Annotated in this window: 11 protein-coding genes; 5 read left to right on the top strand and 6 right to left on the bottom strand. The window is 56.2% G+C overall.

Annotated features, from left to right (window positions below; genetic code table 11):
• Nucleotides 1-29: 29 nt before the first annotated feature.
• Nucleotides 30-1,394: a VasL domain-containing protein gene (locus tag V2154_RS11135; protein WP_353502308.1), complete on the top strand. Its 1,365-nt coding sequence runs from the start codon at nt 30-32 to the stop codon at nt 1,392-1,394.
• 73 nt (nt 1,395-1,467) lie between these two features.
• On the opposite strand, the gene V2154_RS11140 is transcribed toward V2154_RS11135, so the two are convergent.
• Both V2154_RS11140 and V2154_RS11145 read right to left on the bottom strand, forming a co-directional pair.
• A complete protein-coding gene (locus V2154_RS11140) occupies nt 1,468-2,550 on the bottom strand; it encodes an oxidoreductase (RefSeq protein WP_353502309.1) in 1,083 nt (360 codons plus the stop codon).
• Entirely contained in the window at nt 2,543-3,310 is a 768-nt protein-coding gene (locus tag V2154_RS11145) for a DeoR/GlpR family DNA-binding transcription regulator (protein WP_353502310.1), read from the bottom strand. The genes V2154_RS11140 and V2154_RS11145 overlap by 8 nt, the downstream gene beginning before the upstream one ends.
• Nucleotides 3,311-3,569: 259 nt before the next feature.
• Between V2154_RS11145 and V2154_RS11150 the strand changes: the two genes are divergently transcribed.
• On the top strand, nt 3,570-4,622 hold the full coding sequence (locus V2154_RS11150; RefSeq protein WP_353502311.1) for an alpha/beta fold hydrolase: 1,053 nt from the start codon (nt 3,570-3,572) through the stop codon (nt 4,620-4,622).
• 10 nt (nt 4,623-4,632) lie between these two features.
• Here V2154_RS11150 and V2154_RS11155 read toward each other — a convergent pair whose 3' ends face one another.
• The gene (locus V2154_RS11155) at nt 4,633-4,962 is read right to left on the bottom strand and encodes a hypothetical protein (protein ID WP_353502312.1); all 330 of its coding nucleotides are present in this window, start codon (nt 4,960-4,962) and stop codon (nt 4,633-4,635) included.
• 328 nt (nt 4,963-5,290) lie between these two features.
• On the opposite strand from V2154_RS11155, the gene V2154_RS11160 reads away from it, so the two are divergent.
• Nucleotides 5,291-6,799: a YadA-like family protein gene (locus V2154_RS11160; RefSeq protein ID WP_353502313.1), complete on the top strand. Its 1,509-nt coding sequence runs from the start codon at nt 5,291-5,293 to the stop codon at nt 6,797-6,799.
• A gap of 60 nt (nt 6,800-6,859) precedes the next feature.
• The gene (locus tag V2154_RS11165) at nt 6,860-7,225 is read left to right on the top strand and encodes a hypothetical protein (protein WP_353502314.1); all 366 of its coding nucleotides are present in this window, start codon (nt 6,860-6,862) and stop codon (nt 7,223-7,225) included.
• A 21-nt stretch (nt 7,226-7,246) separates the two neighbouring features.
• On the opposite strand, the gene V2154_RS11170 is transcribed toward V2154_RS11165, so the two are convergent.
• Together V2154_RS11170 and ascF are read right to left on the bottom strand one after the other, a co-directional pair.
• Nucleotides 7,247-8,677, bottom strand: coding sequence for a 6-phospho-beta-glucosidase (locus tag V2154_RS11170; RefSeq protein WP_353502315.1), 1,431 nt, complete (start codon nt 8,675-8,677; stop codon nt 7,247-7,249).
• Between the two features lie 24 nt (nt 8,678-8,701).
• On the bottom strand, nt 8,702-10,153 hold the full coding sequence (ascF, locus tag V2154_RS11175; RefSeq protein WP_353502316.1) for a PTS cellobiose/arbutin/salicin transporter subunit IIBC: 1,452 nt from the start codon (nt 10,151-10,153) through the stop codon (nt 8,702-8,704).
• Between the two features lie 280 nt (nt 10,154-10,433).
• Here ascF and V2154_RS11180 point away from each other — a divergent pair, with 280 nt between their 5' ends.
• On the top strand, nt 10,434-11,453 hold the full coding sequence (locus tag V2154_RS11180) for a LacI family DNA-binding transcriptional regulator (protein WP_353502317.1): 1,020 nt from the start codon (nt 10,434-10,436) through the stop codon (nt 11,451-11,453).
• Nucleotides 11,454-11,546: 93 nt separating this feature from the next.
• Here the strand turns inward: V2154_RS11180 and gdhA are convergent, their stop codons facing one another.
• Nucleotides 11,547-12,890, bottom strand: coding sequence for an NADP-specific glutamate dehydrogenase (gene gdhA, locus V2154_RS11185; protein WP_353502318.1), 1,344 nt, complete (start codon nt 12,888-12,890; stop codon nt 11,547-11,549).
• Nucleotides 12,891-13,016: the final 126 nt, after the last annotated feature.

The raw sequence follows: 13,016 nt of genomic DNA on the forward strand, positions 1-13,016 counted from the left end.
CCTACGACTCGTCTGAAAGGAATCGATCAATGTCTATTGAGCGCCAGCTACGCACGGGTGGCGATCCCCGTCAGCTCGCTGATTATCGCGTTATCCGTGAAGAACTCGGCAAATTAACCCATCCGGCACGGCCAGAAGTGAACTGGCATAAGGTCGAACAGCTGTGCCTCAATCTGTTCCAGCAAAACGGAATCGAGCTGCAAACCGCCTCTTGGTATACCCAGGCGCGAGTGCAGCTGGCCGGTTTATCTGGTTTGATCGAGGGGTTGGCTATTCTTGAAGCCCTGCTGTCTCATCAATGGTCGGGGCTGTGGCCGCAGGCGGTGCATGCGCGCATCGAGATCCTCAACGGTCTCAGCCAGAGGTTGCAGCAGGCTCTGCGCTGTATGACGTTAGAATACCGCGACCTGCCGCAGATTTATCAGGCAGAAAAGCTCATCAACTCACTTTGCGACCAACTTCTGCGCCTTGAGCTGAAACATCTCAGCCAGTTGCAGGCTCTGAGTCGGCTGCTGCAAAACGCCGCGGTGCGGCTCGAAAACAGTCAGGACACCAGCGAGAGCGCCGTGGTGCTGCCCCCGTCGGCAGAGGTTGCTGCAACCGAAATGCCCATCGATCAGGATCGGCGCTGGGTGTATGTGGCGCAGGCCGAACCGGCCACGCCCCGGGTAGTGATTGCCCCGGCTGAGGCTAAACCCCCTGTCCAGTGGAAAGGGTTCGTGGCGGGCGTGTTGGTCACGGTGATAGTTGGCAGCGGTATCTCGGCGAGCATCAAGACCTATAAACATTCTCCGGTTAACCAACAGCTGGCAGCGACTTTGCCCGTTTTGCCTCAGCCAGTGAGTTCGCAGGAGCTGGCCGCGCTGAAGATCCAATACGCCGAGCAGCTGAATAAAGCCGCGCCGGCGTTTATCGCCAGCACCCAGCGCCAGACCGAGCAGCTTGCCAGACTGTCACCGCGCTGGGCGTTGGATAGCGGCACGCGGCTGGCCGAGCAGGCACAAGCCCTGTGGCCCACGGATCCAGCGGCCATCGCGCTCGCAAAAAGCTGGAATCAGCAGCTGAATGCCAACGCCGCGCCGCTAGACAGCCTAAACGGCTGGCACTCGGCCAGTACCCAGCTTCAGCAACTTGCCGATAAGCTAAACGGTTTAGACGAGCAGCGCGGAAAGTACATGACCGTCTCCCAGCTCAAATCCTCGGTATTCGCCATCCAGCAGGCACTGAACGCCGCGCCGCCGGTGGAAGAGTCGCTGCGAAAACTGGCCGCAGCGCGCCAGCAGAATGATCAAGTGCCGCCACAGCTGGTGAAGCAGCTGGATAACCAGTTTGTTCAGCTGCTGAGTCGGTATGTATTGTTGGCACCACTAAATGACAGCTCAAAAGCCAACTGAGCCTGACTCGAAGCCACAAAAAAGCCGCCCATCTCAGGCGGCTTTTGCATTTATTGGCGAACCACCAAGGCCATTAACGCAAGCTGGCTTGCTCGTCGCTGGTCAGATCCAAGGATTGGGATTGTCCCGTCTCGGAGGATTTTACCGCCGCTTCCAGCACGGCCATCACGGCCAAGGCTTCAACCGCAGGCACCGGGTTGGCGCGCTCGCCGTTTAAAGCGTCGCGAACTTGCATATAGTACTGGCGCTGATCGCCGTTCGGGGTGGCGATAGTGCGCGACGGGTGGGTGCCTTCAAACAGCACCAAGGCATCATCATCCTGCCCCCAGACATCACTTCCCGGAACCACGCCCGCCAACAGTTGGCTCTCCTGGCGGTCGGCGTTGGCCTTCACCACACTTCCCTTCTCGCCGTGAACCGCAAAGCGGGACGCGCCGCCTGCCACCAGCATGCTGCAATGCAAAATCACTTTATGCGTCGGGTAGTTCAGCACCACGTGTGCCCAGTCGTTGATCTCCGCGTTCGGGCGCAGCGTGGCAATATTGCCCTGCACCGTCTGCGGCAGGCCGAACAGTTGCAGCGCCTGATCAATCAGGTGTGGGCCGATGTCGAACCACAGGCCGCTGCCCGGCACGTTTTGCTCACGCCAGCGCACCCGCACTTCTGGACGGAAACGGTCAATGTGCGACTCAAAATGCGCCACTTTGCCAATCAGCCCCTGCTCAATCACCTGCTTCACGCCGAGGTAATCACTGTCCCAGCGGCGATTGTGGAACACCGACAGCAGGCGCTGTTGCTTATCCGCCAGCGCAATTAGCTCGCGCGCTTCCTGCATATCCAATGTAAATGGCTTATCCACCACCACGTGCTTCCCCGCCTCCAGCGCCACTTTGGCCAGCGGCGCGTGGGTGGCGTTAGGTGACGCGATGACCACCAGATCCACATCAGGATGGCGGATAGCCTCTTCTGGAGAAGCAATCACCAGAGCCTCCGGCAGGTCCGCATGGACTTTATCGGCATCGCGCGACGCCACCACCAGCAGGTTTAAGCCCGGCGTCGCGCCGATCAGCGGCGCATGGAAGGTCTTGCCAACAAAGCCGTAGCCAATTAACGCCACGTTGAGGCTTTTAGTGGCGGTGCGGGTCGTTTCACTCATGGTTTTCTCCTTGCGTCCCCGAGGCGGTGACGCTGACTTTGATCGAATCTTGCTCACCCAGCTCGCCCCACGGGCGGTCGATGAACAAGTGATGAATATCAGAAAGCTCGGCCACCAGATGCGGCTCGCAGCGATTGAGTTTGAGGTGATCGGCGACCAACCAGTGGGCGGCGCTCAGCTTGAGCATGGCGCGTTTCACTTCGGCATCCGCCTCCTGACTGGCACTCAGGCCAAGCTGGGCGTGGATAGCGCAGGCCCCCAGCACGGCGATATCTGCACGGTAGTGGGCCAGCATCGCAAGGGTGGCGCTGCCGGCAAACAGCCGCTGTTTGGCATCCCAGCTGCCGCCTAGCAGGATCAGCTGAATGTCCGCCCGCTCGCTCAGGCACTGGGCGATATCCAGCGAGGTGGTGATGACGGTCATCGGCCCGCGCAGGGCATCCGCCACCGCCAGCACCGTGCTGCCCGCATCAAGGAAAATCGTGCTGCCTGCGGGGATCTGCGCCGCCACGGACTGCCCCAACGTTCGCTTGGTGGTAGCAAGCAGATGGCTACGCCCCTGACGGTTCATGGCCGACAGGTCTAAGGCAATCGCCCCGCCGTGGTTTTTTTGCGCCAGCCCCTGACGCTCAAGGTCCGCCAGATCGCGCCGCACGGTATCCGCAGAAACCTGCATTTTTTGCGCTAAATCCGCGACATTCACTTGCCCTTTTTCACTGAGCAATTCCAGCAAAACCTGCTGGCGAGCCACTTTGTGCATTCGCCCTCCACTCGCAAATAACAGCATAAAAACGCAATATACTGCAAAAAGTAGCAAGTGTGAACGACCATTTTGCCGAATGGCATAGAAGGTTAAAGGGCTAACGGCACAGTTCAGATACCTGAACATACAATTGAGCGGCTAAACCGACACACAGGAGATACATCGCCCGTTTTAAATAAAGAGGTGCACAGAGCAGTGTCATCTCGCGCGTCATTCTGCTGCATATCGATCCATCTGACCTTTGAGGAAGAGAGCTATGCCAGACATTGATAACCCTGCCCGCCGCCGCTTTATTCAGACCGCCGCAGCCGGACTTGCCGCTTTTGAGCTGTGGCTGACGGCCTTACCTGCCAGTGCAAACTCCCATCTGGTTGCTGCATTGCCCGCAGCTTCTGGCAACAAAGTGCTGGGCGCCTTTAACAATATTCAGCAGATCCGCGCCGGAGATTTAAACATCGGTTATGTGGATGTCGGGCCGAAAAACGGTGAACCGGTGTTGTTGCTGCACGGCTGGCCTTATGATATCTACAGTTTTGTTGATGTCGCGCCGATCCTGGTGTCAGCGGGATACCGCGTGCTGATCCCTTGGCTGCGCGGTTACGGTTCGACGCACTTTCTCTCAGAGTCTACGCCGAGAAACGGCCAGCAGGCAGTGGTCGCGGTAGATGCGATTGCATTTTTAGACGCGCTGGGGCTTGAGAAGGTGGTGGTTGGCGGATTTGACTGGGGCGCGCGCACCGCCAATATTCTCGCAGCAATTTGGCCTCAGCGTTTTAAAGCCTTGGTGTCGGTGAGTGGCTATTTGATTGGTAGCCAAGCCGCCAATAAGAAGCCACTGCCCCCTGCGGCCGAGCTGGCGTGGTGGTATCAGTTCTACTTCGCCACCGAGCGCGGTCAGGCGGGATATGCCGCCAATATGGAAGCTTTCGCCAAACTCATCTGGCACACCGCCTCGCCAAAATGGCAGTTCAGCGACGAAGAGTTCGCCCGTTCGGCTCAGGCGCTGCACAATCCGGACCACGTCGCGGTGTCGATCCACAATTATCGCTGGCGTCTGGGTCTGGCCGAGGGTGAGTCAAAATACAATGATTTGGAGAATCGCCTGGCTGCTTCCCCACTGATTAAGATCCCGACTATCACCCTAGAGGGCGACGCTAACGGCGCGCCGCACCCTGCTCCGGAAACTTATGCCAATAAGTTCACGGGCAAGTATCAGCATCGAACCATCGGCGGTGGCATAGGCCACAACCTGCCGCAAGAGGCACCCGAGGCTTTTGCGCAGGCGATTTTGGATGTGGCGAATGGGTAGAGGTGTGGGGTTAGCTTTTACTCAACAGCTTTCGAATCGGCAGGCTCGGCTCTTTCTTGATGGTTTGCAGGAACTCCTGCGCGCGCTCGTTTAGCGCGTATTCTGCCGTCATGCCGAAATCTTGGACATAGGCCCACTTGGAGAACATCACCGGATCGCTCTCTTTCATAAACCACAGCATCTTGATGGCCGTCACCGCCACGGCGGGAATTTGCGTCACCGTGCCATTCAGCCACTTATTCAGCGTTGATCGCTGGACGCCGAGTAGAATACATAACGCGGGCTGTTCAATCCCTAAACGTGCCACGTAATCATGAAACTCTTTTGCTTTAACCGCCATAGACTTAGCTCCCTTCATTTTTTGCCTGCCGCATTCTACTCGCATCTTGTAGGCTTTTCATAGCGTAGCGAATCGCTACAATCTACACGACCTAAAAATCCACTAGCTCCCATAAAAACATTTATTAGCGACAAAATAGATGTTCCAGTAAAACCTATTCCCGTAGCTATTAAAACTTACATTTCTTGACAATGGTCAATCTTATAGCTGATGACTAAAGCAAGTCATATTCACCCTGTGTATGCTTCGTCAAACCTAGCCAAATATGAAGCTAAGAGAAATATTTTTTGTATCTAATGGATACTTATTTCAAGGGAGAAATAAAGACGTGTCGCAAAAATCTCAAAACCGTAATGCGGAAATCATCAAAGCCTTTATTGCCGGAAATACCAATAAAGCCGAGCTGGCGCGCTATTTTGGTGTTTCACCTTCGACGATTCGCCGCGTCCTGTCTGGCGTAATGATGGTACTCGTTGCGGCGACAGTTGCAGAGCCTGCAAGGGCCGGGTTAACCGGACTAGAGCTTGATGCCGCTAACCAGTTTATTTCGGAACATAATGATATGCCGCAGTACATGCGGAGTGCCATCCTCGGTGGTGACAGCTTGGCAACCGTGAACCAACAGCTGTTTGGCGCAAGTTATAATGTTCAGCAAACCAATCAACTGGTCCGTTTTGACGATCCTCACGAAATTAAGCTCTTATCCACTCCAACCTCATTCGACACGACCTCTACCCTGACACCAGTCGTTAGCACTGCCCCTTCTCAACCTGTTGCCGAACCTGATCCGCAGATTAAGATCAACACGCTAGCGATTCATGATGACCATCAGCTTATCAACAGTCTAGGGACCCAACTCGATAATGAAGATCATCAGGTTTCCAGCAATACTCGACGCATTAGTGAATTAGAATCCCAGCCCCTGCCCCATGATGGCGTCGATGGTAAGGATGGGGTTGACGGTAAGGATGGTATCGACGGCAAAGACGGCGCAACGGGTGCCACCGGCGCTCATGGACGCGACGGTGTTGATGGCAAAAATGGTATCGACGGCAAAGACGGCGCAACGGGTGCCACCGGCGCTGATGGACGCGACGGTGTTGATGGCAAAAATGGCATCGACGGCAAAGATGGGGCTGATGGCAAAGACGCTGATATGACTCAGGTTCATCAGGCAGAGAAGAATTCCGAAGTTGCCATATCATCTGCATCTGCGGCAACCTCGACTGCGGCTAATGCCCAGAAATCGGCTGAAGGCATTGCGAAGCAGCAGGCCATTATCTCAGGCGATCGCTACCAATCCATGCTACATGCCAGAGCGCATTCGGAAATGACTGCCGAAGTCACGGCTGAGGAAAAGCAGACCCAGCAACAAATTCAAGCGACCGAGGCGAAGACTCAGCAAGCTGCCCAACAGCAGCAGCGCCGAGCCAACTACTACGACCAGCAGATCAACGCGCTGAACAGTCAGGCGGAGCAGAATCACGCAGAAGTCTTGTCAGAATCCCACGCGCGCGCGGCGGGCGATCAGCAGACGTTGCAGCAGTCGCAAAACTACACCAATCAGAAATTCTCCGACCTTAAATCCCAAGTGGACGATAATAAGAAGCAGGCGAATGCCGGCATTGCTGGCGTCGCGGCGATGGCGAACATCCCGCAGGTGTCGCAAAACGCCACCTTCTCGGTGGGTGCCGGTGCGGGTGAATATGCATCAGAGGCGGGAATTGCCGTAGGCTTCTCGGCTCGCATCAACCATAGCTGGGTGACGAAAGCCACTATCGCCGGGACCACCTCCAATGACCCGGTGATTGGCGCAGGTTTCTCCGCCGAGTGGTAAGAGTGATTCAACGGGCGGGGTTAAAGCCTCTCCGCGATTAAGCAGTAGAAAAGAGAAATAATGATGATGAAAGCGATGAGTTTAGTTTTAGTGGCGATGGCGGCGGCGGGTTGCAGCTCCTCGGCATCGCGCATGGCGGATTGTCAGGCGCAGGGCATCTCGAAAGACGCCTGTTATGTTGCCGCGCAGTATGCGCAGGCCACGCCGAAATACAAAAAAGTTACCGCGCGAATCGACGGGATCGACATCAAAATCTATCCCGCCGACAAGCAGGGTTACATTGAATCCACGGCGGCGGCGCTGGTTGAAGAAAACGCCGATGCTCAGGTCTATCAGAAAGGCATTTTTACCGCCATCTGGTACAAAAGAACGCACCAAGTGGCGCTGCTGCGCGACGGCAAGTTTGTGGCGAAAACCAAGATTTGACCACCCGCTAGCGCGGCGGGCTTAATCCAAATCCGCCCCGTTGCTGGCAATCACCTTCTTATACCAATAGAAGGATTTTTTGCGGGTGCGCGCCAGCGTGCCCTGCCCGGCGTCGTCGCGGTCGACATAGATAAAGCCGTAGCGTTTGCTCATCTCCCCGGTCGACGCCGACACCAAATCAATGCAGCCCCACGAGGTGTAACCCATCACAGGGATGCCGTCTTCGATGGCTTCGCCCATGGCTTTGATGTGCTCGCGCAGATAGCTGATGCGATAGTCGTCGTTGATTTCCCCTTGCCCGTTGACCACGTCTTTAGCCCCTAAACCGTTTTCCACCAGGAACAGCGGCTTCTGGTAGCGGTCATACATCATGTTCATGGTGATGCGCAGGCCCAGAGGATCAATGCCCCAGCCCCACTCGCTGCTTTCGATATAGGGGTTGCTCAGGGATTTAACGATATTGGCCGCGCTGCTGTTGTTCTCATTCATCTCCGCCGAGGCGCAGCGCGAGGCGTAATAGCTGAAGGAGACGAAATCCACGGTGTTTTTGAGAATGTCGTCATCGCCCGGCTCTGTATGAATCTCAATCCCTTGCTCTTTAAACTGTCGGCGGGTGTAAGACGGATAAGCGCCGCGCGCCTGCACGTCGATAAAGAACAGGTTTTCGCGGTCTTTTTGCAGCGCCGCCCACACGTCTTCTGGTTTACAGGTTCGCGGGTAGAAATTCCCCCCGGCCAGCATGCAACCCATTTGGTTGTGCGGGTTAATTTCATGGGCAATTTTGGTGGCAAGCGCGCTGGCGAGAAGCTCATGGTGCGCCGCTTGATATTTCACCTGCTGCTTATTTTCTCCCTCTTCGAAGGCCAATCCCGCGCCGGAAAACGGGCTATGTAGCAGAATATTAATCTCATTGAAGGTCAGCCAGTACTTCACCAGCCCGTCGAAAGCTGTAAAGCAGGTGCGGGCGTAGCGGGTGAAAAACTCCACCATTTTGCGGTTACGCCATGAACCATATTCGGTGACCAGATGCATCGGCACGTCGAAGTGGCACAGCGTCACCAGCGGCTCAATATTGTGCTTTTTGCATTCGGCAAAGAGATCGCGATAGAAGGCGATGCCCTCGGCGTTGGGCGTCAGCTCGTCGCCCTGCGGGTAGAGGCGGCTCCAGGCAATGGAGGTGCGAAACACGCTGAAGCCCATCTCGGCCATTAGCGCGATATCTTCTTTATAACGATGATAAAAATCGATCGCCTGATGGCTCGGGTAAAACTCGTCATCGCGCAGGGTAACGCGTTTTTCCAGCCCGGTTTTCACTGCCAGCCGATGTTCGCCGTGAGGCAAAGTATCTACCGTCGCCAGCCCTTTTCCCCCTTGGTTTACGCCGCCCTCGGCCTGATTGGCGGCAATCGCGCCGCCCCATAAAAAACCGTCAGGAAATGTGGATGTGTGCATCAGAGGTCCTCTCTCGTTACTCAATCAAATATTTTTCAGTGGCGTCAGCGGGTTATTTTCTGGCTGAGTTGTTTCACTTTTTGGCTGCTCGACGGGGATATCTTCGAAGCCGAGCAGCAAGGTGGTGATAAAGGAGATCACCACCGCCAGCACCATCACGGCGAACACCCAGACGATGCTCATCGGGTTGCTTGGATCGAAGAATTGCACACTGGTGAACAGCCCCGGCGAGGCCATGGAGTGGCTGGCAAGGCCGCCAATCCCGGCGATACCGCCACAGATAAAGCCGCTAATCAGGCAGGCAATCAGCGGGCGTTTTAGGCGCAGCGCCACGCCATACAGCGCCGGTTCAGAAATCCCCGCAACAATCGCCGAGGCCGCTGCCGCCAGCGCGGTTTGGCGCAATTCCGGATTTTTAGTGCGCCACGCCACCGCCAGCGAAGAGCCGCCGAGCGACAGGTTGGCACCGATTTCCGAAGGCATCACCATCGCCTCTTTGCCGGTTTCGGCAATGGTTTGAATAATGGTCGGAGTGAAGACGCGGTGCATGCCGGTCATCACCAGCAGTGGCCAGATAGCCCCCATAATGGCGACGGAGAGCCAGCCGAGATAGCTGTGCACGGTGTAAACCAGCGCGGAAATGCCGCTGCCGATCCAGATACCCAGCGGGCCAATCAGCATGATGGCGATCGGTGCGGCGATCAGCACAATCAGCATTGGCTTGAGGAAGTTTTTAGTCACCGCAGGGGTGATTTTGTCCACCCAGCGCTCAATGTAAGAGAGCAGCCAGGTCATGCACAGCGCGGGGATCACGGTGTAGGTGTATTTCACCGCCGTCACCGAGAAGCCGATAAACTCCACCGGCTGGCCCTGCGCGGCTTTCGCCATCAGGTCGATAAAGTTCGGGTGAACCAGCACCCCGGCGATAGCAATCGCCAGCGACATATTGGTTTTAAATTTGATTGCCGCCGAGGCCGCCACCATCACCGGCAGGAAGAAGAAGGCGCCGTCGCCAATCACGTTGAGGATAATCAGCGTCGACGAGCCTTTGTCGAAGACGCCGGTCATGTCTAAAATCATCGCCAGCAGCTTGACCATCGAGCCGCCAATGATCGCCGGGATCAGCGGCGACATGGTACCTATCAGCGCGTCGAGAATGCTCGCGCCAATGCGCCTCAGCGTCAGGCGTTTTTTCTCCGGCTGCGCGGGCTGACCCGTCGCGCCCTGCGGCAAAAGTTTCACCACCTCGGCATAAGCCTGAGAAACCGTATTTCCAATAATCACCTGACACTGCTGGTCAGTATTGACCACGCCCATCACGCCGCTGATGGCTTTCAGCCGCGCCAAATCCACGGCGGTTTCGTCCACCAGCGTGAAGCGCAGCCGGGTCATACAGTGAGTCACCGCCGCCACGTTGCCCGCGCCGCCGACGGCGTCGACAATGGATTGCGCTACTGCCGCATAATTTTTTGACATGAGTGGTAATTCCCTCGTAGAGACGCATTATTTTTTTAAATTCATGGCGTTATGTACTGATGCAGGGATGAAACTCAGCGTTCCGTGATGAGTTTCAAGAAATAAGTAACCGGTTCCACATAAGAGTGTTCATATGCGAGAATGAGTTCAAGAGCTTGAAGGGCAGAATTTTTGATTTGTGATCTTGATCGGCTTGGGCAATTCGTGGCGCACAAGCCATGCCTAAGGGCGTGGGCTGCGTGTAGAATGACAATAATTTTCAAGGATTCAGGAACACCCGATGTCTACGATGAAAGAAGTGGCGATGAAGGCAGGTGTCTCAAAGGCCACCGTGTCACGGCTGTTGTCAGGGAAAGGGTATGTCAGCGAGGCCACCAAGGTCGCGGTCTATCAGGCGATTGAAGAGGCGGGATATCGGCCTAATTTGCTGGCCCGCAATCTTGCAACCAGCAAGTCCCAGTGCATTGGCTTGGTTATCACCAACACGCTGTATAACGGCAGCTACTTCAACGAATTGCTGTCTCAGGCGGCCAAAAAGCTCGAGGACAACGGGCGGCAGCTGATTCTGGTCGACGGTAAACACAGCGCCGAGGAGGAGCAGCAGGCGATTCAGTTCCTGCTCGATTTGCGCTGCGACGCGGTGATTGTCTACCCGCGCTTCCTGACCGTGGATGCCATGGACGCCATCATCAGCCAGCACAAGCAGCCGATCATGGTGGTGAACAGAAAGCTGCGCAGCCACCAGAGCCACTGCATCTTCTGCGACCACAAAGGCTCGAGTTTTCAGGCTACCCGGCATCTGCTGGCCCAAGGACATCGCGATATCGCCTTTATCACCGGCTCCCTCGACTCCCCGACCGCCATTGAGCGCCTGTCGGGTTATAAAGCAGCGCTAGAGGCACAGGGTTTGCCTATTCGCCAAGAGCTGATTGTTAAAGGGAAATGGACCCCGGCCAGCGGCGCGGCGGCGATAGAATCCCTGCTGGCGGCCAATACGCCCTTTAGCGCGATTCTGGCCAGTAACGATGATATGGCGATTGGCGCGATGAAAGCCCTGCACGCCGCCAAACTCAGCGTGCCGGAAAACGTCTCGCTGATGGGCTTCGACAACATCCCCACCGCCCCCTTCTTGCAGCCCGCGCTGTCGAGCATTAAAGACCCGGTCAGCGGCATGGTGAACGAAGTAATTAATCGCCTGATCGCCATGCTCGACGGCGGCTATCTGTCGCAAAACAATGCCTTTTCCTCAGAACTGATCCTCAGAGACTCCGTCGCCCCCGGCCCCTATTTCGGGCAATAAAAAATCCGCGACAAGCGCGGATTATTTTATTTTTTATGCTCCGAGGCATCTCCTAAATCATTCGTGTTGCAGGCACGAAGGATGACGAGGACGCTATAAAACACCCTGAGCTATCATCGCATCTGCGACTTTCACAAACCCGGCAATATTCGCGCCGTGCACATAGTGAGTCTGCTTACCCTCGCCGCCGTGCTCGACGCAGGCTTCGTGGATATCACGCATGATGTGCTGCAAGCGGGCGTCCACCTTCTCGGCATTCCAGCTCATCCGCGCTGCATTCTGCGCCATCTCCAAGCCTGAAGTTGCCACGCCACCGGCGTTGGCCGCCTTACCCGGCGCGAACAGCACGCCTGCCGCGAGGAAGGCGTCGGTAGCCTGAATGGTGGTGGGCATGTTGGCCCCTTCCGCCACGGCTTTCACCCCGTTAGCGATCAGCCGATGCGCCGCGTCGATGTCCAACTCGTTTTGCGTGGCGCAAGGCAGCGCGATATCCACCGGCACGTTCCACGGCTGCTGGTCGGCCAAAAAGTCCAGACCGCGCTCGCGGGCGTACTCTTCGACACGGCCATAGCGGGAGTTTTTAATCTCCGCCAGGTGCGCCAGTTTGTCCGGCGTAAAGCCCGCTTCGTCCACCACCGTGCCACCCGAGTCGGAGGCGGTGATCACCCGCGCCCCCAGCTCCATGGCTTTTTCAATGGCGTACTGCGCCACGTTGCCGGCACCGGAAACCGCCACTTTGCTGTCAGCAAAGCCCAAACCGTGGCGTTTTAACATCGCCTCGGTGAAGTAAACCAGCCCGTAGCCCGTGGCTTCAGGGCGGATCAGGCTGCCGCCGAATGACAACCCTTTGCCGGTAAACACGCAGGCAGTATTGTTGGAAAGCTTCTTCATCATGCCGGACATAAAGGCCACTTCGCGCCCGCCCACGCCAATATCCCCAGCCGGAACGTCAGTATCCGGCCCCAGATGGCGATACAGCTCGGTCATCAGTGCCTGGCAGAAACGCATGACTTCAGTTTTGCTTTTGCCTTTCGGATTGAAGTCAGAGCCGCCCTTGCCGCCGCCCATCGGCAGCGTGGTCAGGGCATTTTTGAAGGTTTGCTCGAAGCCGAGGAATTTCAAAATCGACAAATTCACCGACGGGTGGAAGCGCATCCCACCCTTGTAAGGACCAATCGCCGAGTTGAACTGCACGCGCCACGCGCGGTTAACCTGCACTGTGCCGCTGTCGTCAATCCAGGCCACGCGAAACTGGATCACTCTTTCGGGTTCAACCAGGCGTTCGAGCAGGCTTTGCTCGAGATAATGAGGATTTTGTTGCAGAAAGGGCCACAGCGAGGTGAAGACTTCGCGCACGGCTTGTAGGTACTCAGGTTGGTGGGCATCGCGTTGTTGTAACTGTTCTAAAAATGACTCCAGAGAAGTTAAACCATTCATCAGTAATTCCTTTTTTTCTAAAAACTCCCCCCGGTAATTTTTTGTTCAAGCTTATTATGAAAACCGCCGGGGCCGATGTTGTGCCACCCGAATATAACATTGGTTCATATTCAGACTTCAAGGCGG

The organism is Ewingella sp. CoE-038-23 (assembly GCF_040419245.1).
GTDB lineage: Bacteria > Pseudomonadota > Gammaproteobacteria > Enterobacterales > Enterobacteriaceae > Ewingella > Ewingella allii.